Origin of the sequence: Mesorhizobium sp. LNJC391B00 (assembly GCF_000502535.1) — a bacterium.
Taxonomy (GTDB): domain Bacteria; phylum Pseudomonadota; class Alphaproteobacteria; order Rhizobiales; family Rhizobiaceae; genus Mesorhizobium.
In genome coordinates this window covers 668,575-694,573 of sequence record NZ_AYWI01000003.1, presented here as the reverse complement: position 1 = coordinate 694,573, position 25,999 = coordinate 668,575, and the positions used below count along the sequence as shown (strand labels likewise).

At 61.2% G+C, this 25,999-nt stretch carries 26 protein-coding genes and 1 pseudogene; 24 read left to right on the top strand and 3 right to left on the bottom strand.

Annotation, left to right across the window (positions count from 1 at the left end; genetic code table 11):
* Positions 1–68 precede the first annotated feature (68 nt).
* The 3 genes from queC to queE are packed head-to-tail and all read left to right on the top strand — an operon-like array spanning position 69 to position 1,854.
* Positions 69–767, top strand: coding sequence for a 7-cyano-7-deazaguanine synthase QueC (gene queC / locus X750_RS153890; RefSeq protein WP_023747258.1), 699 nt, complete (start codon positions 69–71; stop codon positions 765–767).
* The gene (gene queD / locus X750_RS153895; protein WP_023673552.1) at positions 767–1,123 is read left to right on the top strand and encodes a 6-carboxytetrahydropterin synthase QueD; all 357 of its coding nucleotides are present in this window, start codon (positions 767–769) and stop codon (positions 1,121–1,123) included. Before queC ends, queD begins: the two co-directional genes overlap by 1 nt.
* A complete protein-coding gene (gene queE, locus X750_RS153900) occupies positions 1,120–1,854 on the top strand; it encodes a 7-carboxy-7-deazaguanine synthase QueE (RefSeq protein ID WP_023747257.1) in 735 nt (244 codons plus the stop codon). The genes queD and queE overlap by 4 nt, the downstream gene beginning before the upstream one ends.
* Positions 1,855–2,090: 236 nt before the next feature.
* Here the strand turns inward: queE and hemN are convergent, their stop codons facing one another.
* Positions 2,091–3,440: an oxygen-independent coproporphyrinogen III oxidase gene (gene hemN, locus X750_RS153905; protein ID WP_023747256.1), complete on the bottom strand. Its 1,350-nt coding sequence runs from the start codon at positions 3,438–3,440 to the stop codon at positions 2,091–2,093.
* A 152-nt stretch (positions 3,441–3,592) separates the two neighbouring features.
* Between hemN and X750_RS153910 the strand changes: the two genes are divergently transcribed.
* The 10 genes from X750_RS153910 to X750_RS153950 all read left to right on the top strand — a co-directional run bounded on the left by X750_RS153910 (position 3,593) and on the right by X750_RS153950 (position 13,742).
* Complete coding sequence (locus X750_RS153910; protein ID WP_023708062.1) at positions 3,593–4,339, top strand: Crp/Fnr family transcriptional regulator; 747 nt, start codon at positions 3,593–3,595, stop codon at positions 4,337–4,339.
* Positions 4,340–4,893: 554 nt separating this feature from the next.
* The gene (gene ccoN, locus X750_RS153915; protein WP_023747255.1) at positions 4,894–6,504 is read left to right on the top strand and encodes a cytochrome-c oxidase, cbb3-type subunit I; all 1,611 of its coding nucleotides are present in this window, start codon (positions 4,894–4,896) and stop codon (positions 6,502–6,504) included.
* A gap of 11 nt (positions 6,505–6,515) precedes the next feature.
* On the top strand, positions 6,516–7,247 hold the full coding sequence (ccoO, locus tag X750_RS153920) for a cytochrome-c oxidase, cbb3-type subunit II (RefSeq protein ID WP_023747254.1): 732 nt from the start codon (positions 6,516–6,518) through the stop codon (positions 7,245–7,247).
* A gap of 11 nt (positions 7,248–7,258) precedes the next feature.
* Entirely contained in the window at positions 7,259–7,408 is a 150-nt protein-coding gene (locus X750_RS0132520) for a CcoQ/FixQ family Cbb3-type cytochrome c oxidase assembly chaperone (RefSeq protein WP_023690689.1), read from the top strand.
* Between the two features lie 2 nt (positions 7,409–7,410).
* Positions 7,411–8,274, top strand: a complete 864-nt coding sequence (gene ccoP, locus X750_RS153925; RefSeq protein ID WP_023694866.1) for a cytochrome-c oxidase, cbb3-type subunit III — start codon at positions 7,411–7,413, stop codon at positions 8,272–8,274.
* A gap of 128 nt (positions 8,275–8,402) precedes the next feature.
* Entirely contained in the window at positions 8,403–9,962 is a 1,560-nt protein-coding gene (gene ccoG, locus X750_RS153930) for a cytochrome c oxidase accessory protein CcoG (protein WP_023747253.1), read from the top strand.
* Positions 9,959–10,456: a FixH family protein gene (locus X750_RS153935; protein ID WP_023713185.1), complete on the top strand. Its 498-nt coding sequence runs from the start codon at positions 9,959–9,961 to the stop codon at positions 10,454–10,456. Before ccoG ends, X750_RS153935 begins: the two co-directional genes overlap by 4 nt.
* The gene (locus X750_RS153940; RefSeq protein WP_023747252.1) at positions 10,453–12,741 is read left to right on the top strand and encodes a cation-translocating P-type ATPase; all 2,289 of its coding nucleotides are present in this window, start codon (positions 10,453–10,455) and stop codon (positions 12,739–12,741) included. The genes X750_RS153935 and X750_RS153940 overlap by 4 nt, the downstream gene beginning before the upstream one ends.
* Entirely contained in the window at positions 12,738–12,908 is a 171-nt protein-coding gene (gene ccoS, locus X750_RS153945; protein WP_023697810.1) for a cbb3-type cytochrome oxidase assembly protein CcoS, read from the top strand. Before X750_RS153940 ends, ccoS (X750_RS153945) begins: the two co-directional genes overlap by 4 nt.
* Positions 12,909–12,974: 66 nt before the next feature.
* Positions 12,975–13,742 carry a CBS domain-containing protein gene (locus X750_RS153950; RefSeq protein WP_023747251.1) on the top strand — a complete coding sequence of 256 codons (768 nt, stop codon included), beginning with the start codon at positions 12,975–12,977 and terminating at the stop codon, positions 13,740–13,742.
* A gap of 25 nt (positions 13,743–13,767) precedes the next feature.
* Here the strand turns inward: X750_RS153950 and X750_RS153955 are convergent, their stop codons facing one another.
* A complete protein-coding gene (locus tag X750_RS153955; RefSeq protein WP_023747250.1) occupies positions 13,768–14,760 on the bottom strand; it encodes an IS481 family transposase in 993 nt (330 codons plus the stop codon).
* Positions 14,761–14,952: 192 nt separating this feature from the next.
* Between X750_RS153955 and ccoS (X750_RS1000000167520) the strand changes: the two genes are divergently transcribed.
* From ccoS (X750_RS1000000167520) to X750_RS153965, 3 genes are all read left to right on the top strand, one after another.
* On the top strand, positions 14,953–15,084 hold the full coding sequence (gene ccoS / locus X750_RS1000000167520) for a cbb3-type cytochrome oxidase assembly protein CcoS (RefSeq protein WP_156932385.1): 132 nt from the start codon (positions 14,953–14,955) through the stop codon (positions 15,082–15,084).
* Between the two features lie 416 nt (positions 15,085–15,500).
* Positions 15,501–16,682, top strand: a complete 1,182-nt coding sequence (gene ubiM, locus X750_RS153960; RefSeq protein WP_023747249.1) for a 5-demethoxyubiquinol-8 5-hydroxylase UbiM — start codon at positions 15,501–15,503, stop codon at positions 16,680–16,682.
* 293 nt (positions 16,683–16,975) lie between these two features.
* Positions 16,976–18,886 (top strand): bifunctional diguanylate cyclase/phosphodiesterase, encoded by a 1,911-nt coding sequence (locus X750_RS153965; RefSeq protein WP_023747248.1) that lies wholly within the window; start codon positions 16,976–16,978, stop codon positions 18,884–18,886.
* A gap of 94 nt (positions 18,887–18,980) precedes the next feature.
* Here the strand turns inward: X750_RS153965 and X750_RS153970 are convergent, their stop codons facing one another.
* Positions 18,981–19,262 carry a DUF2285 domain-containing protein gene (locus X750_RS153970; protein WP_081731646.1) on the bottom strand — a complete coding sequence of 94 codons (282 nt, stop codon included), beginning with the start codon at positions 19,260–19,262 and terminating at the stop codon, positions 18,981–18,983.
* Positions 19,263–19,366: 104 nt separating this feature from the next.
* On the opposite strand from X750_RS153970, the gene X750_RS153975 reads away from it, so the two are divergent.
* The 8 genes and pseudogenes from X750_RS153975 to X750_RS154005 all read left to right on the top strand — a co-directional run bounded on the left by X750_RS153975 (position 19,367) and on the right by X750_RS154005 (position 25,984).
* Positions 19,367–19,600 carry a helix-turn-helix transcriptional regulator gene (locus X750_RS153975; protein ID WP_023708050.1) on the top strand — a complete coding sequence of 78 codons (234 nt, stop codon included), beginning with the start codon at positions 19,367–19,369 and terminating at the stop codon, positions 19,598–19,600.
* 614 nt (positions 19,601–20,214) lie between these two features.
* Positions 20,215–21,177 (top strand): zincin-like metallopeptidase domain-containing protein, encoded by a 963-nt coding sequence (locus X750_RS153980; protein ID WP_023697813.1) that lies wholly within the window; start codon positions 20,215–20,217, stop codon positions 21,175–21,177.
* Positions 21,178–21,424: 247 nt separating this feature from the next.
* Positions 21,425–21,845, top strand: a pseudogene (locus tag X750_RS1000000164290) (DUF2958 domain-containing protein).
* A gap of 383 nt (positions 21,846–22,228) precedes the next feature.
* Positions 22,229–23,455 carry a chromosome partitioning protein ParB gene (locus X750_RS01000000162805; RefSeq protein ID WP_245271829.1) on the top strand — a complete coding sequence of 409 codons (1,227 nt, stop codon included), beginning with the start codon at positions 22,229–22,231 and terminating at the stop codon, positions 23,453–23,455.
* A gap of 546 nt (positions 23,456–24,001) precedes the next feature.
* A complete protein-coding gene (locus X750_RS153990; protein WP_023747246.1) occupies positions 24,002–24,325 on the top strand; it encodes a DUF736 domain-containing protein in 324 nt (107 codons plus the stop codon).
* Between the two features lie 170 nt (positions 24,326–24,495).
* The gene (locus tag X750_RS153995; RefSeq protein WP_023672373.1) at positions 24,496–24,765 is read left to right on the top strand and encodes a helix-turn-helix domain-containing protein; all 270 of its coding nucleotides are present in this window, start codon (positions 24,496–24,498) and stop codon (positions 24,763–24,765) included.
* On the top strand, positions 24,762–25,310 hold the full coding sequence (locus X750_RS154000; RefSeq protein WP_023747245.1) for a S26 family signal peptidase: 549 nt from the start codon (positions 24,762–24,764) through the stop codon (positions 25,308–25,310). Before X750_RS153995 ends, X750_RS154000 begins: the two co-directional genes overlap by 4 nt.
* Positions 25,298–25,984 carry a lytic transglycosylase domain-containing protein gene (locus X750_RS154005; protein WP_023747244.1) on the top strand — a complete coding sequence of 229 codons (687 nt, stop codon included), beginning with the start codon at positions 25,298–25,300 and terminating at the stop codon, positions 25,982–25,984. Before X750_RS154000 ends, X750_RS154005 begins: the two co-directional genes overlap by 13 nt.
* Positions 25,985–25,999 lie beyond the last annotated feature (15 nt).

Here is a 25,999-nt window from a genome sequence, read left to right as displayed (position 1 = left end):
TTCCTGAAGTACTGGAGCGCAGAGAAATCTCCGGTCGCAGCCTACCCGGTTAAAACAAGGACCCAACGATGAAGACTCTCGTCGTCTGCTCCGGCGGATTGGATTCCGTTACTCTTGCCCACAAGGTGGCAGCGGAGCACCAGCTGACCGGCCTGCTATCGTTCGATTACGGCCAACGGCATAGGAAGGAATTGGGCTTCGCCACCCTTTGCGCGGCGCGCCTGAGTGTCCCGCAGCGAATCATCGATATCCACGAGATCGGCGGCGACCTTTCCGGCTCCGCGCTGACCGACAATGTGGACGTGCCCGACGGGCACTATGCCGAAGACACGATGAAGATAACGGTGGTGCCCAACCGGAACGCCATCATGTTGGCCATTGCCTTCGGCCTCGCCGCAGCGCAAGACGCTGACGCAGTGGCGACGGCCGTGCATGGTGGGGATCACGTTGTCTATCCCGATTGCCGTCCGGCCTTCATCGACGCTTTCCAGATGATGCAGGACCACGCGCTCGACGGCTACGCGCAGATTCGCCTTTATGCACCCTATGTGAACCTGACGAAGGCGGACATTGTTACGGATGGAGCCACATACGGCACGCCGTTTGCGCAGACCTGGTCCTGTTACAAGGGCGCCGAGCGTCATTGCGGGAGGTGCGGGACCTGCGTCGAGCGGCGTGAGGCGTTTCACATCGCTGGGCACCCGGACCCAACCGAGTATGAGGACTCCGACTTCTGGCTCGGAGCGCTGCGAAGGACCACCGCGTAATGTTCCGCATCACCAAGGAATTCCACTTCTCAGCCTCGCATCAGCTCACCTCATTGCCACCCGATCACCAATGCGCGCGCCTGCACGGACATAACTACATCGTCGAAGTGGAGCTTTCAGCGGATGGACTGGACGATCACGGCTTCGTGCGCGACTACCACGACTTGGCGCCATTCAAACGCTACATCGACGAGAGCTTCGACCACCGGCATCTCAACGACGTGCTGGGACACGAGCAAGTCACGGCGGAATATCTGGCCAGACATTTCTACGACTGGTGCAAGGCACGCCTGAGCGAAACCGCGGCCGTGCGGGTGAGCGAAACGCCGAAAACCTGGGCGGAATACCGGCCATGACGAATACTCATCCCGCAATCCGCGTTAGCGAGATTTTCGGGCCGACGATCCAGGGCGAGGGCGTGCTCATAGGTTTGCCGACGATCTTCGTCAGAACCGGCGGGTGTGACTATCGCTGTTCCTGGTGCGACAGCCTCCATGCTGTGGACAATCAATTCCGCCATGAATGGGAGATGATGTCCGTTGGGGCGGTGTGGAAAAATGTGCTTGCCCTTTCCGGTGGCCGCCCGCTGATGGTGTCGCTATCAGGCGGCAATCCGGCCATCCAGCCGCTCGGCGCGCTCATCGACCGGGGCCATGGTGACGGTTACCGTTTTGCGCTGGAAACCCAAGGGTCGCTTGCCAGGGACTGGTTTGCACAGCTTGACGTGCTGATCCTCAGCCCAAAGCCGCCGTCAAGCCGAATGACGACAGATTGGGCCGCTGTCGAGGCGTGCCTCCAGGCGGCACAAGGCAAGCCCAAAGTCGTGCTCAAGCTCATTGTTTTCGACGAAAGGGACTACACCTACGCGAAAGACGCCGCTGCGCAATTTCCGCAACTTCCGATCTATCTGCAGCCCGGCAATCACACGCCGCCACACCTCACAAATGATGACGCGCCTGTCGACCTTGACGGAATATTGAAGCGCATGGAGTGGCTGGTTGACAGCGTGACCCGCGACAGATGGTTCGAGGCCCGCGTGCTGCCGCAGCTGCACGTTGTGCTCTGGGGTAACAAGAGAGCCGTCTAGCCCAGGCCCTTTCCACTGGAACTGCGCCGGCAGAATTCGGGTGAACGGGTGGTTCAGGTCGAAGGGAGCTGTCGCCGACAACCATGATCCGACAGGCAGGGCTCGAGCGGACGATATCGTCGCTGCGCCAAGACGCGTCTGGTCCGCTCAGAATCTTGTCTCGATAGACGGTCGCCGATCAACAAACGTACCGCGGTCCATGATCGACTGAGAGGCATGACCGTTCCTCTGAGTGCTCAGACTGCCGCCGAGTGCCTGGCCGTTCCAGCTTCGAAATATTTGTCGAACCTGGCCGCGATGCTTCGGACGAAAGGGCGACTTTCAGCCGGCACAACGAATCTGTCGCCATCAAGTTCAAGCAATCGAACCGAATCGTGGAGGGCCATGGAACTTGACTGAAGGAGGAGCCTCTGGCCGGCCTCGCCGAAGCGTTCCACCAGATCGATGGCCGAGAAGGCGAAGTCGCACATCAAACGTTCGATGATCCAGCCGCGAACGCGGTCGTCGTTGGAAAGTGCGATACCCCGAACAGCGGCCAGCCCGCCGTCATCAACCATGCGTCTATATTCGCTGGTTGAAGGCATGTTCTGCGCATAGCCTTGCCGAAACTGGCTAATGGATGACGGGCCGAGCCCGATCAAGATTTCGCAGCAATCGTCCGTGTAGCCCTGAAAGTTCCGGTGCAAAGTCCCGGTGTGTGCCGCAATCGCCAGCGCATCGCCCGGTTTGGCGAAATGGTCGAGCCCGATTGCCTCGTATCCATTGTCTACAATCGCCTGTGCAGCCAGTTGCGACTGGGCAAAGCGCTCCGCGGGACCCGGCAACCAGGCCTCGTCGATCATCGTCTGATGTTTCTTGAACCACGGTACATGCGCGTAGCCAAACAGTGCGATCCGATCCGGTTCCAGGGTCAGTGCCTGCGTGACCGTAGAAGCGACGCTTTCCCTGGTCTGGTGCGGCAGACCGTAGAGCAGGTCCAGATTGACGGATTCGACGCCGCGCGAACGAACGCCGTCGACGACCGTCTTGGTCTGCAGGAAGCTCTGCTCGCGGTTGATCGCCTTTTGCACCTTCGGGTCGAAATCCTGAACGCCGAGGCTCGCACGGGTCATGCCGATTTCGGCAAGCGCATCGAGGCGGGCATCGTCCATATCGTTGGGTTCGATTTCAACGCTGATCGTGGCACCGGGAAGAAAGCCGAAGCTGTTGCGCAGGGCGGTTCCCAGCGCCACCGTATCTTCGGGCTTGAGCATGGTCGGCGAACCACCGCCGAAATGGACGGCACGCACACGACCTTTGCCTCCAACAAGACTGGCGACGGTGGCGATCTCGGCATGCAGTGAGCGCAGATATGTGGTCACCGGTTCGTAATGGCGTGTCTGCTTGGTATGGCAGGCACAGAACCAGCAAAGCTTGTCGCAGTATGGGATGTGCAGATAGAGCGAGATTTCGTCGCCCTCATCGAGCCGCTGTAGCCAGCCACGACAAACGGTAGCGTCAACGCTTGCATTGAAATGCGGCGCGGTCGGGTAGCTCGTGTAGCGCGGGACGTTCTCGCCAAATCTGGCAACTAGCTTTTGTCGCATGTCGTGGTCCACCGTGTTTGCCTCGCCCGAACTGTGGATGCTTGGATGAGCCTAAGCCCTGATTTCGATCAACCTTCAGCACGGACAAACTGCCGCAAGGATTTTTCTACCGTGGATGCTATCCTGCCCGCACGGACCGGTAGAGCGATCGAATGACATTACGGCAGGATATTCACAGTTCCGGCATCCCCGTTCTTTGCCTGTCTTGCGAGGCACGGCGCCGCGGTGTCTGTGGCGCGCTAGAGCCAGACCATTTGGCTCAGCTCGCCAAGACGTCGTCGCGGCACAATATCGAGCCGGGGGTCGAACTGATCGGCGACGCCGAGGCGGTCGACTGTTATTCGAACGTGCTTTCAGGCGTGGTGAAGCTCACGAAGAGCCTGTCAGATGGACGCCAACAGATTGTCGGCCTGCAGTTCGCCCCGGATTTTCTGGGTCGGCCCTTCAAGATGAAAAGTGCGATTAATGCGGAAGCGGCAACAGCTGTCTCGCTATGCTCGTTTCCCAGAGCGGCCATCGAACGGATGATGAAGCAGTCACCCGAATTTGTGCATCGCCTGCTCAAGCAGGCGCTGAACGAACTTGACGAGGCACGCGAATGGATGGTGACTCTGGGACGCAAGACCGCACCAGAGAAGGTGGCGAGCTTTCTCCTCATGATTGCCCGGAACATCGACTCCAATGTTGACCCGACGGCTAGCTCGACGTGCTTCGAGCTGCCAATGACGCGTGCCGACATTTCTGATTTCCTTGGAATCACAAACGAGACCGTGAGCCGTCAGCTGACCAGCCTGAGAATGGACGGCGTGATTCGGATCGAGAACAACCGCCGCGTCACCGTGGACAGCATGAGCCGGCTGGAACGGCGCTGCGGCGGCCGAGGCGCTACAGCCGTTTGAATGACGCAGAAGCTGCATGGCCCCCGTCACTTACTTCATTCGGGGCAGGGCATGCTCGCGTTGGGCTCAGAAGAAGTCGCGTAGCGACAGCCCGTTCTCCATCCGATCGTATGCGCCAGTTGCCTTTCGGCTCGTCGGCGAAGCATCCACACTTGGCCGAAGTCAATACGCCTCATCCGCAGGGGAAAATCGCCGTCTCCCCAAGCCATGAATGTCACGACGGCAGCGTAACGCTGGCGCTGGCTGTTCCAAGGCATTGAACGCGGGGTTCGGTAAGGCGTCGACCTGCTTTCCAGCGTCGCAGAAGGTGCGCTCCCCCACACGCCCGCGGTCGCCTCCGCACCCGGGGCCCGACCGGGGACGCCAGGCCCCATCCATAAACGGGCGGCCGGTGGTGCGCTTCCACATTCGATCTTCGCAGTCTGATCGCACCGAACTCGATGCTGCTCGAGCAAAATGGTGCGGCTCTGACATGGATCAGGGCGAGCAGGCGACGGCTGCGCAATAAGGCACCGCGGTTTGGCATCCGCCGGAATTGGAAATCGGGGCTTGCGATGAAATTCGGCAAAGAAATCGTGCTTCTAAGCCTGTTCGCATTCGCGGCTTTGGTGGCGGCTGGCGCTGGGGTGGATGAACCCTTTCGCCAGCATATGTGGGTCTTGTTCTTCGCCTTGGCTGGCTTCACTGCGATCCTACTGCGTAACACTGAGTTCAAGCCTGCCGCTCCGATCGACCCGTCCGCCTACATGGACGGGCCAATCCGCTACGGCGCCATCGCCACCATGTTCTGGGGTGTGGTTGGCATGCTGGTCGGGGTGGTCATCGCGCTACAGCTTGCCTATCCCGATCTCAACATTCAGCCCTGGTTCAACTTCGGCCGCTTGCGGCCTCTGCACACCTCGGGCGTCGTCTTCGCCTTCGGCGGCAACGCGTTGCTTTGCACGTCTCTCTATGTCGTCCAACGCACCTGCCGCGCCCGGCTGTTCGGTGGCGATCTCGCCTGGTTCGTGTTCTGGGGCTACCAGCTCTTCATCGTCATGGCCGCGACAGGTTATCTGCTCGGCATCACCGAGAGCCGCGAATATGCGGAACCCGAATGGTATGTCGACATCTGGCTGACCATCGTCTGGGTCGGCTACCTGATCCTGTTTCTGGGCACCATCCTGAAGCGCAAGGAACCGCACATCTACGTCGCCAACTGGTTCTACCTTTCCTTCATCGTGACCATCGCGATGCTGCATGTGATCAACAACCTGTCGATGCCGGCCTCCTTTCTCGGCTCCAAGAGCTATTCCGCATTTTCCGGAGTCCAGGACGCCCTGACGCAGTGGTGGTACGGCCACAATGCCGTCGGGTTCTTCCTCACCGCCGGCTTCCTCGGCATGATGTACTATTTCGTGCCCAAGCAGGCCAACCGGCCGGTCTATTCCTACCGTCTGTCGATCGTCCATTTCTGGGCAATCATCTTTCTCTACATCTGGGCCGGGCCCCATCATCTGCACTACACGGCCTTGCCCGACTGGGCGCAGACGCTTGGCATGGTGTTCTCGATCATGCTGTGGATGCCGTCATGGGGCGGCATGATCAACGGCCTGATGACGCTGTCGGGCGCCTGGGACAAGCTGCGCACTGACCCGATCATCCGCATGATGGTGATGGCCATCGCGTTCTACGGCATGTCCACCTTCGAGGGCCCGATGATGTCGATCAAGACGGTCAATTCTCTGTCGCATTATACCGACTGGACCATTGGCCACGTTCACTCCGGTGCGCTCGGCTGGGTCGGCATGATCTCGTTCGGCGCGATCTACTTTATGGTGCCGAAGCTGTGGAACCGTGAACGGCTCTACTCGCTTCGCCTCGTTACCTGGCACTTCTGGCTGGCGACGCTTGGCATCGTTGTCTACGCCGCTGTCATGTGGGTGTCCGGCATCATGCAGGGCCTGATGTGGCGCGAATACGACGAACAGGGCTTCCTGGTCTACTCCTTCGCCGAAACCGTGGCAGCCATGCACCCCTACTATGTCATGCGTGCCATCGGTGGGGCCATGTACCTCTCCGGCACCCTGATCATGGCCTGGAACATCGGCATGACCATTCTCGGCTACCGGCGCGAGCAGGATCCGATGCCGCGCTCCACCCCCGCCCTCCAGCTTGCGCGATGATGAGACAGAAAATGAGGTTGATGAACAGACACGCGGTCATCGAGAAGAACGCTACACTTCTCCTCCTCGGTTCGCTTCTCGTGGTCACCGTGGGCGGTATCGTCGAGATCGCACCGCTCTTCTATCTCGATAATACGATCGAGAAGGTGGAAGGCATGCGGCCTTACTCGCCGCTCGAACTTGCTGGTCGAAACATCTATGTCCGCGAGGGCTGCTACCTCTGCCACAGCCAGATGATCCGCCCGTTCCGCGACGAGGTCGAGCGCTACGGCCACTACAGCCTGGCGGCCGAGTCGATGTACGACCACCCCTTCCAGTGGGGATCGAAGCGCACCGGACCTGATCTCGCCCGCGTCGGCGACCGCTATTCCAACCTGTGGCACGTGGATCACCTGACAGATCCACGGTCCGTGGTGCCGGAATCGATCATGCCGAGCTATGCCTTCCTGAAGGACAAGCCGATCGCGGTGAAGGACTTCTCTACGCATCTGGTCGCCAACAGGCGCGTCGGCGTCCCCTACTCCGACGACATGATCGCCAACGCCAATGCCGATTTGATGGCGCAGGCTGATCCCAACGCCGACACATCCGGCCTCGAGGCCCGCTACCCCAAGGCTAAGATCGGCGACTTCGACGGCAACCCGCAGCAAGTCACCGAAATGGACGCGCTGGTTTCTTATCTCCAGATGCTGGGCACGCTGGTCGATTTCAAGAACTACGATGAGACCGCCGGCTACCGCTGAGGACAATAGCCATGACGTACAATTTCATGCGGGAGTTTGCCGACAGCTGGGGCCTACTTGCCATGGCTCTTTTCTTCATCGGATCTGTTGCCTTTGCAGTTCGTCCCGGAAGCCGCAGGCAAGCCGGCGAAGCAGCTCAAATTCCTCTGAAGGAGGACTGATCATGAGCAGCGATCACATCGACGAGGTTTCCGGCATCTCAACCACCGGTCATGAGTGGGACGGCATCCGGGAGCTCAACAACCCGCTTCCGCGCTGGTGGATCTGGACGTTCTACATCACCATAGTCTGGGCGATCGGCTACACCATCGCCTATCCGGCATGGCCTCTGCTGCACACGGCAACCAAGGGGGTGCTCGGCTACTCCAGCCGCAACGATGTCGGGAACGAGTTGTCCGCGGCTGAAGCGGCCAAGGGCAAATATGTCGCCGCGATAGAAGCGAAAAGTGTTTCGGAGATCGCGGCGGACGACACGCTGCGCGAATTCGCCGTCGCCGCCGGCGGTGCCGCGTTCAAGCTCAATTGCGTGCAGTGCCATGGTTCCGGCGCCCAGGGCTCCAAGGGCTTCCCCAACCTCAACGACGACGACTGGCTGTGGGGCGGCAAGGCGGACCAGATCCAGCAGACGATCACCCATGGCATTCGCTTCGCCTCCGATCCGGATACGCGCCTGTCGGAAATGCCCGCCTTTGCCGACATCATCACCGCCGACCAGATCAAACAGGTCAGCGCCTACGTCGCCAGTCTGTCGGGGGCCGTCGTCAATCAAGCATTGGTCGCGCCGGGCGCAAAGGTCTTTGCCGAAAACTGCGTGGCCTGTCATGGCGACAATGCAAAGGGCAACAAGGAACTCGGCGCTCCAGATCTGACCGACGCCATCTGGCTCTACGGGTCAGGCGAAGCGGCCATCGCCGCCCAGGTAACCGCACCGAAACACGGCGTGATGCCGGCTTGGGGCGCGCGCCTCGGCGAGATCAAGGTCAAGGAACTGGCGGTCTACATCCATTCGCTTGGCGGCGGAGAATAGGAAAGCAGCCTATTCTCGTCCTCCCCCTCCCGCCAAGCGACGAGGCCCGGCGCAAGCCGGGCCTCGGCATCATCCAGAACCGATGAGTCGGATTCCGGCGAAATCGTCGCTGGTGACTGGAGCTTCTCGTGCTCGATAACACGCAAATAGAACGGATCGAACCCACGACGTTCAACTCCACCAAGGTGCGCCAGCCAATGTATGCCGCGCGCAGGAAGATCTTCCCGAAGCGGGCCTCGGGCAGCTTTCGCCGATTCAAATGGATCGTGATGGCGATCACGCTCGGCATCTACTATCTGACGCCGTGGCTGCGCTGGGATCGGGGTCCGTTTGCCCCCGACCAGGCGGTGCTGCTCGATGTCGCCAACCGGCGCTTCTATTTCTTCTTCATCGAGATATGGCCCCAGGAATTCTACTATGTCGCCGGCCTTCTGGTCATGGCCGGCGTCGGTCTTTTCCTGATCACGTCAACCGTCGGCCGTGCATGGTGTGGCTACACATGCCCACAGACCGTATGGGTCGATCTGTTCCTGGTCGTCGAGCGCGCGATCGAGGGCGACCGCAACGCGCGCATGCGGCTCGATGCCGGTCCATGGACCACCCGCAAGCTCGTGCTGCGGGCATCGAAACACGTCATCTGGCTGGTCATAGCCGCAGCGACTGGTGGCGCATGGATCTTCTATTTCGCCGATGCGCCGAGGCTGCTCGGCGAACTCTTCACCGGCACGGCAGCGCCTGTCGCCTACATCACCGTCGCGGTCCTGACGGCGACGACCTACACGTTTGGCGGGCTGATGCGCGAACAGGTCTGCACCTATATGTGCCCATGGCCGCGCATCCAGGCAGCCATGCTCGACGAGAGCTCGCTCACTGTCACCTACAATGACTGGCGCGGCGAACCGCGCACGCGTCACGCCAAGAAGGTTCTTGCCGCAGGGCATCCCGTCGGCGATTGCGTCGACTGCAATGCCTGTGTCGCCGTCTGTCCGATGGGGATCGACATACGCGACGGTCAGCAACTCGAATGCATCACCTGCGCGCTCTGCATCGATGCCTGTGACGGCGTCATGGACAAGCTCGGCAAAGCGCGAGGACTGATCTCCTACGCGACGCTCTCCGACTACAACGCCAACATGATGCTGGCCACCGCCGGCGGCGCCAGCTCGGTCGATCCGTCGCTGGTCAGGACGGATGACGGCGTGTTTTCGGACAGGGTGGCGCATTTCCATATCCGCAAGATCTTTCGGCCGCGCACTTACGTTTACATGGCTATGTGGTCGATGATCGGCCTGGGCCTGCTCTTTTCGCTGCTGACCCGCGACCGGCTCGAGATCAATGTCCTGCACGACCGCAACCCGCAATTCGTGACGCTCTCCGACGGCTCGATCCGCAATGGCTATACCGTCAAGCTGCTGAACATGATCCCCGAACCGAGAACGATTATCGTCACCCTCGGGGGTTTTCCAGGCGCAGAGATGAGCATCGTTGGCGTCGACCTCCCCGCCGATCGCTCCTTTGCGGTCCAGGTCGAACCCGACCGGCTGAAGATGCTGAAGGTTTTCGTGCGCCTGCCCGCCGATCAGATTAATCGCCAGGCGCAGACCTTCACATTCCGCGTCGAAGACAAGGTCAGCTTCGAGTCCAACGAATACACCGCCACCTTCAATGCGCAGGAGATCGCCAGATGACCGCCACCACCCGAAGACCCCGCGAATTCACCGGCAGGCACATGTTGGCCACCATCCTTGCCTTTTTCGGCGTGGTCATCGCGGTCAATCTGACGATGGCGACGCTTGCCAACACAAGCTGGACCGGCCTTGTCGTCGAAAATACCTATGTCGCGAGCCAGCAATTCAACAAGAAGGCTGAAGAAGGCCGTGCGCAGGCAGCGCTTGGCTGGACCGGCCAGTTGACCATCGCATGGGGTGAAGTCCGCTATGGCATCATCGACGCCGCGGGCAAACCGGTTTCCCTGCATGGCGTGAAGGTGCTGTTTCGCCATCCCGCTTACGAGAAAGAGGATGAGTCCGTCACGCTCGCCCTCGCCTCGGGCCAGGAGTTTGCAGCACAACACGTGCCAAGGGATGGTGTCTGGATCATCGAAATAGACGCCGATACCGGCCTGGCAAAGCCTTATCGCGACGTGCGCAGGATCATGATTTCCAATGGAGCGCTGAAATGAGCTGTTGTGCACCGGGCGCTGAAATAGCGCTGGATCTGGTCAGCGGCACCTCGGTCCTGCCCTCCAGCCAGGAAATCAGGCTGGCGAGCCGATCGCTTGGCGACGACCTTCATCAGACCGACCTTTCGGTGCCGACCGTTCATTGCGGCGCCTGCATCCAGACGATCGAGACGGCGTTGGGAAAACTCGATCACGTCGAGGCAGCTCGCGTGAACCTGTCAACCAAGCGGGTCTCAGTCCGCTGGCGCGGCGACGAGGCTCCACCATTGGTCGCTGTGCTCGGCCGGCTCGGCTATCAGGCGCATTTGTTCGAAGCCGAGATTGATGCAAAGGACAAGATGCTTTCGGAGCTTATCCGCGCCGTCGCTGTTGCCGGCTTTGCTGCGGGCAACATCATGCTGCTCTCGGTGTCGGTCTGGTCCGGCGCCGAGGGCGCCACCCGCGACCTGTTCCACTGGGTCTCGGCCCTGATCGCCATTCCTGCGCTGGCCTTCGCCGGCGGCATCTTCTTCAAGTCGGCGTGGAATGCGTTGCGCCACGGCCGCATGAACATGGACGTGCCGATCGCCGTCGGCGTGTCGCTGGCCTACGCCATGAGCCTCTATGAGACGATCACCCACGGCGACCACGCCTATTTCGACGCGTCGGTATCGCTGCTGTTCTTCCTCCTGATCGGTCGCACGCTCGATCACGTGATGCGGGAACGCGCCCGCACCGCTGTGAAGAGCCTGTCACAATTGGCCGCGCGCGGCGCCATGGTGCTGCGCGGCGATGGCGCTCGGGGCTATCTGCCGGTGGCCGAGATCGAACCGGGCATGCTGTTGTTGATCGCCGCCGGCGAAAGAATCCCTGTCGATGGCAAAATTGTGCGCGGGACATCGGACGTCGACTGCTCCCTGGTCTCCGGCGAGAGCACGCCCAGTAGCGTGGCGCCGGAAGACACCGTGCAGGCCGGCGTCCTCAACCTTACCGGTCCGCTGACGGTAGAGGCCACAGCCGCCGCGAAGGATTCGTTCTTGGCGGAAATGGTTCGGCTGATGGAGGCCGCCGAAGGTGGTCGCGCCCGCTATCGCCGTATCGCCGACCGCGTGTCGGCACTCTACGCGCCCGTGGTTCATCTCACCGCATTGGTAACATTCACGGGCTGGATGGCGGCGACCGGCGACTGGCATCGGGCGATGACGATTGCCATCGCTGTTCTCATCATCACATGCCCCTGCGCGCTTGGCCTCGCCGTCCCAATCGTTCAGGTGGTCGCCGCGCGGCGCCTGTTTGAGAATGGCATCATGGTCAAGGACGGCTCGGCCATGGAGCGCCTGGCAGCGATCGATACAGCCGTGTTCGACAAGACCGGCACGCTCACGCTTGGCCAGCCCAGGCTCGTCAACACGTCGTCGATCGATCCCGCCATGCTGGCAATCGCTGCCGACCTGGCCGCGCATTCGCGTCATCCATATTCAAAGGCCATTGCCGGCTTTGCCGTCAGCAGCAGCCAGCACAAATTCGACGCGGTGACCGAGCACCCGGGTTTCGGGATCGAAGCCACAGCCGCCGGTAGCATCTGGCGGCTGGGTAGACGCGGATGGGCTGGCTGGAAGGCTCGAACCGGCGGCGAAGGCAAACATGGCTACGGCGGAACAGTCCTGACGAAAAACGGCATGATTGTCGCATCCTTCGTTTTCGAAGATGCGCTACGCCTCGACACCAGGGCAGCGATCGATCAACTGCGCAACGCTGGTATGTGCGTGGAAATGCTGTCGGGCGATACCGCGAAAGCCTGCGCCGAGGTTGCCGACATGTTTGGTGTGGATGACTTCGTTCCCTGCCTGCTACCGTCCGGCAAGGTTGAACGCATCGAGAGCCTGGCGAGAGACGGGCACAAGGTTTTGATGGTTGGCGACGGGCTCAACGACACACCAGCGCTGAGCGCCGCGCATGTCTCGATCGCACCCGCCACGGCGGCCGACATTGGCCGCAATGCAGCCGACTTCGTTTTTCTGCGCGAAAGCCTCTTGGCGATCCCGCTGGCGCTGGACGTGTCGCGCAAGGCGGGAAGCCTGATCCGACAGAACATAACAATTGCGATCGTTTACAATGCTGTGGCCGTGCCGATCGCCATTCTGGGTCATGTTACGCCTCTCATCGCGGCGGTCGCGATGTCTGCCTCGTCATTGCTTGTGATTGGAAACGCAATGCGTCTGCAAGGCTTCGCAACGGGTGTGTCGTCCGAAACAGCGCGGCAGGGCAGGCCCGCGCGGGCCGGCGCCTTGGCCCGATCTTCATGACGACGCTCGCCTATCTCATTCCGGTGGCGTTGTTCCTTGGCGCACTCGGCCTGTCCGGCTTCCTGTGGGCGTTGAGAAGCGGCCAGTACGATGATCTCGATGGCGCTGCGGAGCGCATTCTAATCGACCGCGACGACGGCGCGGAGAATCCTCCTCGTTCCAAGTGACTCAGATCAACGCGCCGCGGGTCGGGATGTCCTATCGTCGTCCGACGAAAGATCAGGAGGGTGAGGATGCAAGCCGAATCCATAATGACAAAGCCAGTCATCACGACGGATGCGAACGCGACGATCGCCGAAGCGGTCGAGCTCATGCTTTCAAACAAGGTCAGCTGCCTGCCGGTAGCAGACAGCGACGGCACCCTGATTGGTATTGTAAGCAAAAGCGACTTCTTGCGCCGAGAAGAACTTGGGACCCAGCGTGTGCGTCCGCGCTGGCTGGAGTTTGATCTTGGCCCGGGCACAGTCGCCGAAGACTATGCGCGCTCGAACGGACGGATCATCCATCAGGTGATGACCACACCCGTCATCTCGGCGCCTCCTGGCGCCTCGATTGCAGATATTGTCGACCTGATGATGCAACATCGCATCAACAATCTTCCGATTGTCGATCGGGACAGGGTCATCGGCATCATCACGCGAACTGATTTGCTGCTTGTCCTGATCCGCGCCATGCCGAAACAGGGAACCACGCCACCCGATGACGACCTGATCCGCAAGGCTATCCTTGCCGAACTGCAGTCACAAACCTGGAGCGGTGGTGACTTGATCGATGTGAGGGTCAGCGACGGCCTTGTCGAACTGAAGGGGGCGATTGTCGACGAGCGTCAGCGGAAGGCAGCGATCGTTGCGGCTGAGAAGGTTGCCGGCGTCGGGCAAGTCAAGGACGGCCTCCTCCTCAGTACGGATCCGTTCGGTGAAGGTTTCATAGCTGCGGAAAAGGCGGGGACGCGGAGCAGAGTCCCTTTGGTTCTGCTCCCTTCCCACATCACTTGGACATGAGGCCGTCGGCGAGTTCCTTCGGCGTCTAGATGTTTAGTCCCAAGGTTTGATGGGTTGGATCGAGCCTGAATCGTTCGGGCTCTTTTGTCCAGATTTTGCAGATGTATTCAAAGGGCGTGAGGCCCTTGAGGGTCTTCAGTCGACGGCCGAACTTATAGGCTAAGACGAAATCGGCGAGATGCTGGCGCAGTTGGTCATGGCTCTCGTAGTAGAAGCGTTTGACGGTCGCATCCTTGATCGTGCGGTTCATGCGTTCGACCTGGCCGTTGGTCCATGGGTGCCTTGGCTTTGTCGTTCGGTGGTCGATATCGGCCTTGGCGCAAGTATGTTCGAAGGCGTGCGCCCATATGATTTCTCCCGCCGCCATGGCTTCCTTGATCAGCGGAACGGCCGAGCCGCCGGCACCTGGGGTCGTGAACTGAATGCCGTTGTCGGTAAGCACTGTGTGGATCTTGTAAGGGACAGCATCAAGAAGATGGCGCAGGAAATCGGCGGAGACCGCTGTCGTTGCCTTCTCGTGCAGCTCGACGAAAGCGAACTTCGAGGTCCGATCTATGGCCACGAACATATGCAGCTTGCCCTGCTCGGTTCGGACCTCGGCGACGTCGATATGGAAGTAGCCGATTGGATAGGCCTTGAACTTCTTCCTTGCCGGCTTGTCGCCCTCGACATCCGGCAACCTGCCTATCCCGTGACGCTGCAGGCAGCGATGCAAGGATGACCGCGACAGATGCGGGATCGTCGGTTGGAGAGCATAGAGGCAATCGTCCAGTGGCAGCAGCGTATAACGCCGAAAGGCGACGATGACCGCCTCTTCCTCAGTCGATAGCACTGTCGACTTCGGATCTCTGGGGCCAGTCGGAAGATCGGCGGCCGACGTCCGGTTCCTCCACTTCCTAACCGTCTTCTGATTGATGCCGTAGCGCTTCGCCAGCGCCCTCAGGCTCTCTTGACTATGCTGTATCGCTCGACGGATCGCCTCTGTCGTCGTGGCGCTCCCATGAAGAACCTGGCCCATAGCGCATCCTTTGATTCGGACGAAAAGTATGCGCCATCAAAGCCTGGGATCAAACANCATGAAGAACCTGGCCCATAGCGCATCCTTTGATTCGGACGAAAAGTATGCGCCATCAAAGCCTGGGATCAAACATCCAGCGCCCGTCATGGGCCGAGAGTACGCTGTCGGCAGCAAGATGCCCGTCCTGACGGAATGCGATGGCCGCTGCCTGTTTTGGTGGGGCTTGGACCGGTGCTTCCTGTGGATCTGAAGAGCGGCCAATACCAAGATCTCGACGGCTCCGCCCAGCGGATCCTTATCGATCGGGAAGAGCCGCGAGGCTGAACCGGTTGGCGGCGCCCAACGACTGTGCGGATGCTGGTCGTCAGTCGACCGAGTCTTTGCTGGATTGCCTCGTCATGATGATATCGGCGCGCGTGCGAAGAACGGATCAGCCACAATACGTTGCCGAACCTTTGGCCAGTAGGGGCACGCGATTGGGAAGCCGACCATTCAGAATGCCTAGACATGCAAACGTTTTCACGGCAATCGACCACTCGACCGTGAACCCGCCGTTGCCGGGTTATCGAGCCTGGTTGATCCAGATCAGCGTTATCTCTTCGTCGGCGTGTTTTCATTGACCAGGCTTCCAACGGAGAACGCATGTCTATCGACGATGGGGAGATGAGCGGCAAACCGTGGGTGATTGCGATGCTTCAAGAGCGCTTCGTATCGCAGATAGCCGCTATGGCGGCACGCTGATGGCCGGCTCTGTCGACACATTCGACATCATTGTCGTCGGAGCTGGGCCGGTCGGACTTGCCTTCGCAGCATCGCTCGCCCTGAGCCGACTCAAGGTGGCAGTGGTTGAACGGCAGTCGCTCGACAGCCTGGCGAATCCGGCTTTCGACGGTCGCGAGATCGCGCTGACGCACGCATCGGTGAGAATCCTTCGCGAGCTCGGCGCCTGGGACGCCATGCCCGCATCTGAGAAATCACCGCTTCATGGCGCGCGCGTGCTCAACGGATCGAGCCCTTTCGCCCTGTGCTTCGATACTCGCAGCGGATCTGGGGAACCACTCGGATTTCTGGTCCCAAATTGTCGGATCCGCGATGCCCTGTTCAAAATTGTCTACTTCCAGGATCATGCCCGGCTGCTGTGCGGCAACTCGGTCGTGAATGCAACAACCAGCGACGACGAGGCGGTCATAACGCTTTCTGATGGCAGGCAATTGGCCGCTCGGCTGCTCGTAGCAGCGGATTCGCGTTTGTCCGCGATGCGCGACCTGCTCGGCATTGGCGCCAACATCCATCCGCTTGGCCACTCCATGCTGATTTGCCGAGTGAGGCACGAGCGCTTCCATCACCAGATCGCGGTCGAATGGTTCGACCACCATCAGACCATAGCGATGTTGCCGCTCATGGAAGGCGTGTCGTCGCTGCTTCTGACTTTGCGCTCAATCGAGGCCGATAGACTGTCTGTTCTCGATGACGAATTGTTCCTCATGGAATTGATGAACCGGTGTCGAGGACGCCTCGGGCAGATGACCCTGGCAAGCACCCGCCATGCCTATCCGCTGGTCACGACCTGGGCGCACAAGTTCTCGGCACCGAGTGCGGCACTTATAGGAGACGCTGCCATCGGCATGCACCCGGTGACCGCGCATGGCTTCAACATCGGCCTCAGCGGCCAGAAGCAACTCGCTCATAAAATACTGACAGCATGTCGCGCCCGCCGCGACATTGCCGATCCCGACATGCTCGGCAGATACGAAAGCCGGCTGCGGCTGTCGGCGGCGCCGCTCTATCATGCCACCAACATGCTTGTCGGTCTTTACTCAAGCGAGCACCCGGCGGCACGGCTTGCAAGACATGCTGGGCTCCGCTTTGCCCAACATCTTCCCTTTGTCCGCCATGGCATTTCGGCCATGCTCAGGCGGTGAATCGCACAGAGCGCTACCGCTCTGGAGCGCTGTCTCGGCGCGGCTTCTTTATCTTGCTGGCTCGCAGCGTCGCGGGCAAGGCTGCTTCCTGGTGACGTTGCCGATCATGGCATGATTCGGATCAAGGCACGCGCGCGGGCGAAACCTTGATGATTCGGCAATGCTAAGCCAAAGGTGTGACCCGAAGCATGGTGAGCGCACTGGTTACCCTCGCTGGGTAGTTAACCCGTCCTTCAGTGGGCTTGCATAGGTTTGGTCCTCGCGAACAATGACGGAAGCAAGCTGGTCCATTCATGGCACCCCTAAAGAAAGAAGAATCGCTGGAGGCCAAAATCCGTCAGGATCAGCTTGCTGACCTGAGGGCCGGGCTCTTCGTGTCGATGCCGATAAGCGCGATCCTGTCAGGCCTGATTTGCGGGGTGCAGGCCCTTTCTGGCGGCGGCTTTGCCGCTGCAAGCTGGTTCCTGGTCGTCAATGCGCTAAATGCCGCCCGGCTTGCACTCGCCCGTTTTCAGCTAAAGGAAACGGGGCGCAATCAGGATTTGCTTGGCGTTTTGCCGCGCCTTCGCATGTTTGGCGTCCTTGCCCTTCTGGCAGGGTTTGCCTGGTCCTTCCCGGCCGTGCTGACTGTTGGATACACAACACCTCAAGCACCGATGCATCTGGTCATACTGGCGGGCATTTCAGCTGGTGCGGTTACATATGGCAGCTCGTATGCCGCCGCGGCGACCAGCTTCATCACACCTCCACTCCTCATCACGGTGGCGTGCCTTTTGGCGAAAGGCAATTTTGAACGCTACATTCTGGCTTTCACCGTTCTGCTCTTCATGGGCGGCTTGGTCCGAGCTTCGTTTGTTGGGCAGGCGCGCTTCCGCGAAGCAAGCCGCCTGAGACATGAGGCAGAGCGACTTGCGTCGGAAATGGAGCGCAACTCCAGGGAGGACCATTTGACCGCCCTTCTCAACAGGCGGGGCCTTGAACACGCCATCGGTCGGTTCAAGACCGCGGATGGCCCCTTCGTGGCAATGCTGATTGATCTGGACGGCTTTAAATCTGTCAACGACACCTACGGTCACAGGACCGGTGATGAACTCCTTGTCATGATCGCCCGCCGCATAGAGCAGGAAGCACCGGAAGGCTCAACGCTAGCTCGTATTGGCGGCGATGAATTCGTGCTGGTTTTTCCCTCAACGAGAGCTTCGCTTTCTGCCAGTGATCTCGCCTCCAATATCATAGCCAAAATTGCTCGCCCCTATATCGGGGTCGCGTCCGTGCGCGTCGGGGCATCGATAGGGATATACTTGGCGCAGACGTCGAGCCTGACTGAAATGCTGTTGCGGGCCGATATCGCCCTTTATACGGCCAAGCGCCATGGCAGGAACGAATTTTGCCTGTTCGATGCCGAACTCGACCGGGAACTCCAACGCCGCCAGTCCATCGAACGGGACCTTCATTCGGCGATAAAGACGGGAAGATTGCAACCTTGGTTCCAGCCGATCGTGAAACTCGACACCGAGGCCGTGGTCGGTTTTGAAGCCTTGCTGAGATGGTCCCATCCGACACATGGTGCCATCTCTCCACCCGAAATCATCACAGCCGCACGCGAAACCGGAATGCTTCAGCTGCTGACGCAAACCGTATTCGCCGACTGTTGTGCTTTTATCGACGGCTTGGTGAAAGCTGACTGTCGTAACATTCGTGTGGCGATGAATGTTTCCCCGCGCGAACTGGAAGCCGGCGATATCGACGACATGGTTCTGGATGGTCTGGCCGCAAGAGGCCTGCCTGCGACGATGTTCGAAATCGAGATTACCGAAGAATCGCCGGTGGATCCGGACAGAGCGGATGAAAAGCTCGGACGGCTTTCGCATGCCGGTATTTCCATCGCGCTCGACGACTTCGGCACCGGCTTTTCTACCTTGGCTTCTCTCAAGGACCGTCGGATACGCAAGGTGAAAATAGACCAAGGCTTCATTCGCGGCTTGGCCAAGTCCCGAGAGGACCGACTGCTTGTCAAATCCGTCATCGAACTCGGTGACATGCTCGGGATCGAGGTCATGGCCGAGGGCGTCGAAACAGAGGCGGATCGGCAAACCCTGCACAAGCTTGGTTGCCGAACCGCCCAAGGCTTCCTCTTCTCCAAGGCTGTGCCTTTGATGCAAGCACTGGAAATGGCAGTCAAACAGTACGCGAACCAGTTGTGACCGCTCCCGCAGCGCCCGCTGTCGCGGCCGTGCGCTGCCGAATTTGGCTACAGAGACTTGCCTACTCGAAACACGTGGCATTGGGCGCTCTGCATCAGCCGGCGAACAGTTCCTTGTAGCCGGTCGTCACCATCCAGTTCGCACGGTCGATATGGCTGCGAAGAGCTTTGCGGGCGCGGACCGGGTCAATGGATGGGTCGATGCCGAGGATGCGCTCGGCCATCTCCTTTTCGCTGGCATTCTCGGCGCAGGCATCCAGGATCCGCAGGTAGATCGTGAAATGCTCCCTGTCGTAGCTCGTGAGGTTCTCCGACCAGGGGACTTCATCGCTCAAACTTGAGCTTCGAGTCTCATCTGTTCCCATTGGTCCATTCATGCCTGCGAACCTCGCCTGTGAGCACAGGCAGTATATCCCAAAATGGGATAATCCGAAACCGGGATTAGTCGCTGATCCGGTCTTTACCCGACCGGTTCGCCTCCATGCCCAAATCCCTTCGATCGCCCCGCCACCAGCGGTTCCTGGCCCGGCTGGTTTTGCTGCGCAAGGCCAAAGGCCTGACCCAGAAGCAGCTGGCTGACAAGCTTGGTCGTCCCCAATCCTTCGTGGCCAAGTACGAGGGCGCAGAGCGGCGTCTCGATGTCATCGAGTTTCTCGACATAACTGCGGCCCTTGACGCTGATCCGTGCGAGATTCTCTCCAGCCTCCGGTCCTAGCGGGCGCGCCGCATCTATCATGATCACGGACAGGAATATTGAGTGGGACAACGCCTCAATTTGTTGAAAGGCGAGCGCTGGTTTTCGGAGGAAGCCGCGCGCACGGCGCCGATGCCTTTTGGTTCTCGACGTAACTGCGGCGCCTGATCATGTGCGAAAAAACTTGGCGGGCGCCCGCGCGCCTGACGACGCGCACCAGTTGCTCGTGAACCGAGCCCGCTTTTCTTCGGCAAGCTCAGGCGGTCTCGGCCATTCGGCTTCGCCCCTTGGCGTGGGCAGCCCTTCGGGCTGTGACNTTTCTTCGGCAAGCTCAGGCGGTCTCGGCCATTCGGCTTCGCCCCTTGGCGTGGGCAGCCCTTCGGGCTGTGACGGCCGCCGCCCTTGCGGGCGGCGCGGTTTGTCTGTTGGCCTTTCCCGGTGGCGCGGGGCGGGCGGCACTCCCTTCTAGACCCGCCGCGGCAGCCCGCAACCCTTCGCGTGCCGCTCAGGGTCCTCCTCTTCGTTCCGGTCCTTCGGATGCGGTCCGCCTACCACGGCGGGCCTTTCCGGTCGCGACTCGCCGCCCACCCCGCTTCCGGGGAAAGGCGCGGCGATTGGCGAGCGGAGGATAACACATGCGTGCAAACAGCAAGCGTACCACCAGCGGAGAGGCTGGCGCAGGCAAGGGCAGGCGCCCAGGCGCAAGCCTCTATCAGGAGATCACCGACCGCATCATTGCCGAGCTGGAGCGCGGCACCGTGCCATGGGTCAAGCCATGGGGCAGCGCAAAAGCAGGCCTCGGCCTGCCGAGGAATGCGTCCACGGGGCGCACCTATTCCGGCATCAATATCCTCATCCTGTGGGGCGCCGTCATCGAGCGCAGCTATCCCAGCCAGAATTGGCTGACCTTCCGGCAGGCGCTTGCCCTGGGCGGCAATGTCAGGAAGGGCGAGCGCGGCACGACGATCGTGCATGCCGACCGCTTTGTCCCAAAGAACGAGAAGGAGCGCGCACGCCACGAGGGCGATGCACCACAGGCCGTGCCTTTTCTGAAGCGCTTTACCGTCTTCAATGTCGCGCAATGCGACAATCTTCCGGAACACCTCCATGCCCCTGCCGAGCCGCTGCCACAGTGCGAGATCGTGCCGCAGGCCGAGACGCTCATTCTCGCCAGCGGTGCGGATTTCAGGGTCGGCGGCGATCGCGCTTTCTACATGCCGTGCAGCGACCACATTCAGGTGCCGCCGCAGCCAGCGTTCCATCAGCAGATCGACTATTACCGGACCTGCTTTCACGAGCTAGGCCACTGGACCGGCCACCCGACGCGGCTTGCTCGCGACCTCTCCGGCTCGTTCGGCTCCAAGGCCTACGCGCGTGAAGAATTGGTCGCCGAAATCACTGCCGCCTTCGTCTGCAGCAATCTCGGCATCGAGCCGACCGTGCGTCACGCCGATTACATCGGCTCATGGCTGAAGGTGCTGCGCGAGGACAACCGCGCTATATTCCGTGCCGCCAGCCTAGCTTCAAAGGCCGCTGATTTCCTGTTTGGCCTTCCGGCCGATGCGGAAGGCGAGGCGCAAGAAGGGATTGCGGCATGACGATGCGCGATCCTCAACTGACCGCGACCGAGCCGACGCCGCAAAGGAGCAGACGCTCATTCCCGGCGTCCAGCCGATCACCACGCGGGCAAACCCTCCTGATGGACGCGCCGATGTGTCCGCGCGCGGCGCAAAGCTGCTCGAGGTCGGTCTCTAATGGGGAGGCGGATCAGAGGAAGGTCCGGTGAACCTTTCTCCCGCCGGACGCAAGAAGTCAACGCGACCCGTTCTGACAAGGAGTCTTTCCATGATCCTGATCACCAATCCACTGCGCGCACGACTGCTCGCCCATGGCGCCGCCGGCGCCGACATCGACCATTTTCCCGTTGTGAAACTGTTTGATCCGACAGGTGCCGCGACCTCGCTTCTGAGCGAACTCGACGCCGATGGCGACACGCTGTTCGGTCTTTGCGATCTCGGCTTCGGCTTCCCCGAACTTGGCAGCGTCAGTCTGGCCGAGCTTGCATCCGTAAAAGGGCCGCTTGGCCTCGGCATAGAGCGCGACCTGCATTTCCAGGCGCGCTTTCCGATCTCCGTCCATGCCGAAGCCGCCCGCATTTTGCGGCCACGTCACCGAGGCCGAGCGACTGCTGCGGCAGGCAGCAGACGCCCTATCAAAGCCCCATTCCGAGCTTCCGCCCGACACGGCGGAACAGCAGCGCCGATAGGCGCAAAAACCGTCCCGCCGCGTCGGCCTTCGGCCTCCGCGGCGGGGACAACCCGGCAGGCGGCGCTATTTCGCCGCGAAATCGCTTGCCGACGAGCGCGGTGAAGGCGATCCCTTGACCTGCGCCATCATGGAGGACGGTGACGACGCCGATGCGCTCGAAGCTTCCTGATCGAAAACCTCGCCCGCCTCGATCCTGACGAAGTATGGCAATGGGAGACGTTTCGCGGCTTGTCAGGCAAGGCCGCACCGTTCCCGACATCGCTGTGACCTTCGGCATCACTGATCTCAAGGTCAAACGCATTCTGGCGCTTGGCGACCTCTTTCCCAAAATCCGCGAAGCCTATCGGCGCGAGGAGNCGCGAGGAGATCGATACCGAGACGGTGCGCCATCTCACCATGGCTTCCAAGGCGCAGCAGAAGGACTGGCTGGCACTCTGTGCCGATCCCGATCAATACGCGCCGCGTGGCTATCAATTGAAGCAATGGCTGTTCGGCGGCCAGTCGATTTCCACCAAGGTGGCGCTGTTTGCCATCGAGGAGTATCCCGGCCTGATCACCTCGGACCTGTTCGGCGAGGACAGCTATTTCGCCGATGCCGACCTGTTCTGGCAAAAGCAGAACGAAGCGATTGCCACCAAACGCGACACCTATCTCAACGAGGGCTGGAGCGAGGTTGTGCTGCTGGAACCGGGCCAGTATTTCCACGCATGGGACCACGAGAAGACCCCGAAGAAGAAGGGCGGCAAGATCGTCATCACTGTCTCGCATCGCGGCGAGGTCGAGTGTCACGAGGGCTGGCTGTCACGCAAGGAAGCCCGCCGCGCCCGCGAGGGCGGCGAGCAAGAAGAAACAGCCGCCAAGCTGCCGCGCCCCGAAGTCACCGGCCCGATGCAGAACTATATCGATCTGCATCGCCATGCCGCCGTGCGCGCGGCCATGCTCGACCATCCCGTCGTGGCGCTGCGCCTCGTGGTGGCGCACGCCGTCACCGGTTCGGGCCTGTGGCAGGTGCGGCCCGAGCCGCAGCGCGCAGCCAACGAGACGGTGAATGCCAGCCTTGCCGGCTGCAAGGCTGAAGCCGCATTCGGCAAAAAGCGGCGCGAGGTATTGGCCCTGCTCGGATCACCGGATGAGGATAGCTTGGTCGCCGGCGGCAATGGCGACGCCGTTGCTATCGCCGGCGTGTTCGCGCGCCTCTTGGCGCTCTGCGACGACGATGTCATGCGCGTTCTCACCCTTGTCATGGCCGAGACGCTTGCAGCCGGCAGCGCCGTCTTCGAGGCGCTCGGCAACCACCTGAACGTCGACATGGGCATATGGTGGCAACCGGACGATGCCTTCTTCGACCTCTTGCGCGACAAGGAAATCGCCAATTCGATGCTGGCCGACTTCGGCGGCAAGCTGGTCGCGGACGGCAATGTCGCCGAGAAGGTCAAGACGCAAAAGAACATCATCCGCGACTTCCTGGCGGGCGAGAATGGCCGCCCCAGGGTCGAGACGTGGCTGCCGCGCTGGATGAAATTCCCGGCCCAAAGCTACACCAGCCGCGGCGGCTTCCGCACCGCCGGTCAGTGGACACAGGTGCAGCCGCTGTTCGTGCGCGAATAGTCGATCAGGGCCCGAGCGGCGGTTCTCTCGATTACCGCCGCTCAGGTCGCGCGCGCCGCTACGGGCCAAGCCGGCTGCCGATTGGGCGTCTTGTCGAGCCAGTGCCGCGCGCGAGAATTTCCGACGCCAGTTCGCCCCATTTCGGCCGCCCCGCACCGCGCCGGGTTGCTTGCTGAGGCGCCAAAGGCGCATGGGGCCAATTGTCCGATCCGGTTGCCGACAGAGCCCGCGCAGCCGGCGCTCTGCATTGCCGCCGGCTTCTTGTGTCACCGATCGCGCCACCTGTCTCCATTGTGTCTCAGGGACCATTCCCCTGCGGCTGGCTGTCGACCTATGGGCGGATCCGGCCCGCCCGAAACCCTCGCCGGCAGCTTTTTTCCCCGCCGCCTGCGGCGGCTTCCTCGCGCCGCTTCGCTTCAAAAAAGCTGCCCGCGCGGGTCCTCCGCTATCGCTGCGGCCGTCCCGGTTCCGGCGGTCCGGACGCGCCCATCACGGTCCGCCATCGCAGGGGAATGGTCCCCTGTGAGCACCAAGAGGAGACTGGAAATGACCGCGATCGGATACGTCACCAAACAGGAAAACGGCGGCTACAAGGGCCAGCTCAAGACGCTCAGCGTCCGCGCCGACATCGATATCGTGCCCAATCAGGCAAAGAGCGCCGACACCCATCCCGACTTCCGGGTGCTGACGCAAGGGATCGAAGTGGGTGCGGGCTGGATCCGCACCGGCGAGACCTCCGGCAAGGACTATGTGAGCCTGTCGATTGCCGCCCCCGAGTTTGGCCCCCGCAAGCTCTACGCCAATCTCGGCCGCGCCGCCGGCCAAGATGACGACGACACTTACGCCATCATCTGGAACCCGGTCGACTGACTGGCCGATCCGGAAAGCCCCGCGCCGCCACCGGCGCGGGGCCTCTCTCAGGACCCGTGAGGCCGCCGAAGGGGGCGGCGAAAACTCGCCCCCCACTCTTCGCCCGTCCCCAAAACGATCTCGCTCGCCGATCCTCGCCTTGGCTTGTCCGTAGCGAAACGAGGATCATCATGGACGACGAAAACGAACGCGCAGCCCGCGCCAAGAAGGGCAGTCCGTTTCTCAATACCGCGCAGGCGGCCTTCTATATCGGGCTGTCCCAGCGCACGCTGGAGAAGATGCGCCTCAAAGGCGGCGGCCCGCAATTCCGCAAGCACGGCCGCTATGTCCGCTATCACATCGACGAACTCGACGATTGGTCGAAGGGGCACGCGCAGGAGACCGGGCCCGAGGACGGCGGGCACGATTCCGGCTCGGCCGGCGAGGGAGGCCGCTCATGAGCCGGCGTCCCACCATCCATCTGATCGGCAGCCATCTGCGGCGCATTCGGGCGCGCAAGACGATCGCCATGGCCACGATGGGCCTTGCCCTGATCGGCTTCGCCGCCTTCGGCAAACCATCGCCCTGGCTGGTCTGGAACGCCTCGGCGAGTGCGCCGGTCGGCCTCTATCGCGTCGCGTCCGGATCGCCGGCTCTTGGTGATCTCGTACTCGTCCGCCCGCCAAAACCGGTCGTCTATCTGGCCGCCGAACGCTTCTATCTGCCCAGCAACGTGCCGCTGGTCAAGCACCTTGCCGCGCTGGCTGGCGAGCACGTCTGCGCCTTCGGCGACGCCATCATCATCGGCGGCGAGATTGTCGCGCGCCGGCTTGCAACCGACACGCAGCACCGTCCGCTGCCTTGGTGGAATGCCTGCCGAAAGCTCGCCGATGCCGAGGTTTTCCTACTCGGCAGCGATAAAAATCGCTCGTTCGACAGCCGCTATTTCGGGCCGGTGCCGACCAAAAATATCATCGGGAGGCTCGTGCCGCTATGGACCGAGTGACCCTCCTGATGCTGGGCATGGTGTCTCTCGCACCATGCTCCTGTTCCGCGGCGACCAACACGAAGCCGGTCGTCATCTCCCATAGTCCGCAGCTTGCAAGATGGCAGCCCTTCGTAGCCGAAGCAAGCCGGCGTTTCAGCATTCCACAGACTTGGATTTATGCCGTCATGGATGCCGAAAGCCGGGGGCAGACAAGGCTCAATGGACGGCCGGTCACGTCGACCGCCGGTGCCATTGGCCTGATGCAGGTGATGCCAGGCACCTACGAGGAGTTGCGCGCAGAGCTTGGCCTGGGAGCCGCCCCGCACGACCCTCGCGACAACATTCTGGCAGGCACTGCCTATCTGCGCGCCATGTATGACCGCTTCGGATTTCCAGGCCTGTTTGCAGCCTATAACGCCGGGCCGGAGCGCTACGAACAGCATTTGCAGCGTGGGCGGCCACTGCCCAGCGAGACGGTTTCGTATCTGGAAGAGGTCAAGGCGGCGGGCATTTCGGCCGCCGATATGGACGCGCTCACCGACAAATCCCGTTCCAAAAGCGCGCCGGGAATCCTTTCCGGGCAGTCGCTGTTTTTCCTCCGAAACGGTGTTTCCGTGACCGGCCCGAATGGCCACCTCCTGGTGCCGCTCGGATCGGAGCGAGCAAGGTCAGGCCGGCCGGATCGCAGGTGAGGGCAGCGGCTACCG

Bases quoted from the DNA above. Each gene is read 5' to 3' on its own strand.
- queC (WP_023747258.1), top strand. From the start codon at position 69: ATGAAGACTCTCGTCGTCTGCTCCGGCGGATTGGATTCCGTTACTCTT.
- queD (WP_023673552.1), top strand. From the start codon at position 767: ATGTTCCGCATCACCAAGGAATTCCACTTCTCAGCCTCGCATCAGCTC.
- queE (WP_023747257.1), top strand. From the start codon at position 1,120: ATGACGAATACTCATCCCGCAATCCGCGTTAGCGAGATTTTCGGGCCG.
- hemN (WP_023747256.1), bottom strand. From the start codon at position 3,440: ATGCGACAAAAGCTAGTTGCCAGATTTGGCGAGAACGTCCCGCGCTAC.
- X750_RS153910 (WP_023708062.1), top strand. From the start codon at position 3,593: ATGACATTACGGCAGGATATTCACAGTTCCGGCATCCCCGTTCTTTGC.
- ccoN (WP_023747255.1), top strand. From the start codon at position 4,894: ATGAAATTCGGCAAAGAAATCGTGCTTCTAAGCCTGTTCGCATTCGCG.
- ccoO (WP_023747254.1), top strand. From the start codon at position 6,516: ATGAGGTTGATGAACAGACACGCGGTCATCGAGAAGAACGCTACACTT.
- X750_RS0132520 (WP_023690689.1), top strand. From the start codon at position 7,259: ATGACGTACAATTTCATGCGGGAGTTTGCCGACAGCTGGGGCCTACTT.
- ccoP (WP_023694866.1), top strand. From the start codon at position 7,411: ATGAGCAGCGATCACATCGACGAGGTTTCCGGCATCTCAACCACCGGT.
- X750_RS153935 (WP_023713185.1), top strand. From the start codon at position 9,959: ATGACCGCCACCACCCGAAGACCCCGCGAATTCACCGGCAGGCACATG.
- X750_RS153940 (WP_023747252.1), top strand. From the start codon at position 10,453: ATGAGCTGTTGTGCACCGGGCGCTGAAATAGCGCTGGATCTGGTCAGC.
- ccoS (WP_023697810.1), top strand. From the start codon at position 12,738: ATGACGACGCTCGCCTATCTCATTCCGGTGGCGTTGTTCCTTGGCGCA.
- X750_RS153950 (WP_023747251.1), top strand. From the start codon at position 12,975: ATGCAAGCCGAATCCATAATGACAAAGCCAGTCATCACGACGGATGCG.
- X750_RS153955 (WP_023747250.1), bottom strand. From the start codon at position 14,760: ATGGGCCAGGTTCTTCATGGGAGCGCCACGACGACAGAGGCGATCCGT.
- ccoS (WP_156932385.1), top strand. From the start codon at position 14,953: ATGCGATGGCCGCTGCCTGTTTTGGTGGGGCTTGGACCGGTGCTTCCT.
- ubiM (WP_023747249.1), top strand. From the start codon at position 15,501: ATGGCCGGCTCTGTCGACACATTCGACATCATTGTCGTCGGAGCTGGG.
- X750_RS153965 (WP_023747248.1), top strand. From the start codon at position 16,976: ATGGCACCCCTAAAGAAAGAAGAATCGCTGGAGGCCAAAATCCGTCAG.
- X750_RS153970 (WP_081731646.1), bottom strand. From the start codon at position 19,262: ATGAATGGACCAATGGGAACAGATGAGACTCGAAGCTCAAGTTTGAGC.
- X750_RS153975 (WP_023708050.1), top strand. From the start codon at position 19,367: ATGCCCAAATCCCTTCGATCGCCCCGCCACCAGCGGTTCCTGGCCCGG.
- X750_RS153980 (WP_023697813.1), top strand. From the start codon at position 20,215: ATGCGTGCAAACAGCAAGCGTACCACCAGCGGAGAGGCTGGCGCAGGC.
- X750_RS153990 (WP_023747246.1), top strand. From the start codon at position 24,002: ATGACCGCGATCGGATACGTCACCAAACAGGAAAACGGCGGCTACAAG.
- X750_RS153995 (WP_023672373.1), top strand. From the start codon at position 24,496: ATGGACGACGAAAACGAACGCGCAGCCCGCGCCAAGAAGGGCAGTCCG.
- X750_RS154000 (WP_023747245.1), top strand. From the start codon at position 24,762: ATGAGCCGGCGTCCCACCATCCATCTGATCGGCAGCCATCTGCGGCGC.
- X750_RS154005 (WP_023747244.1), top strand. From the start codon at position 25,298: ATGGACCGAGTGACCCTCCTGATGCTGGGCATGGTGTCTCTCGCACCA.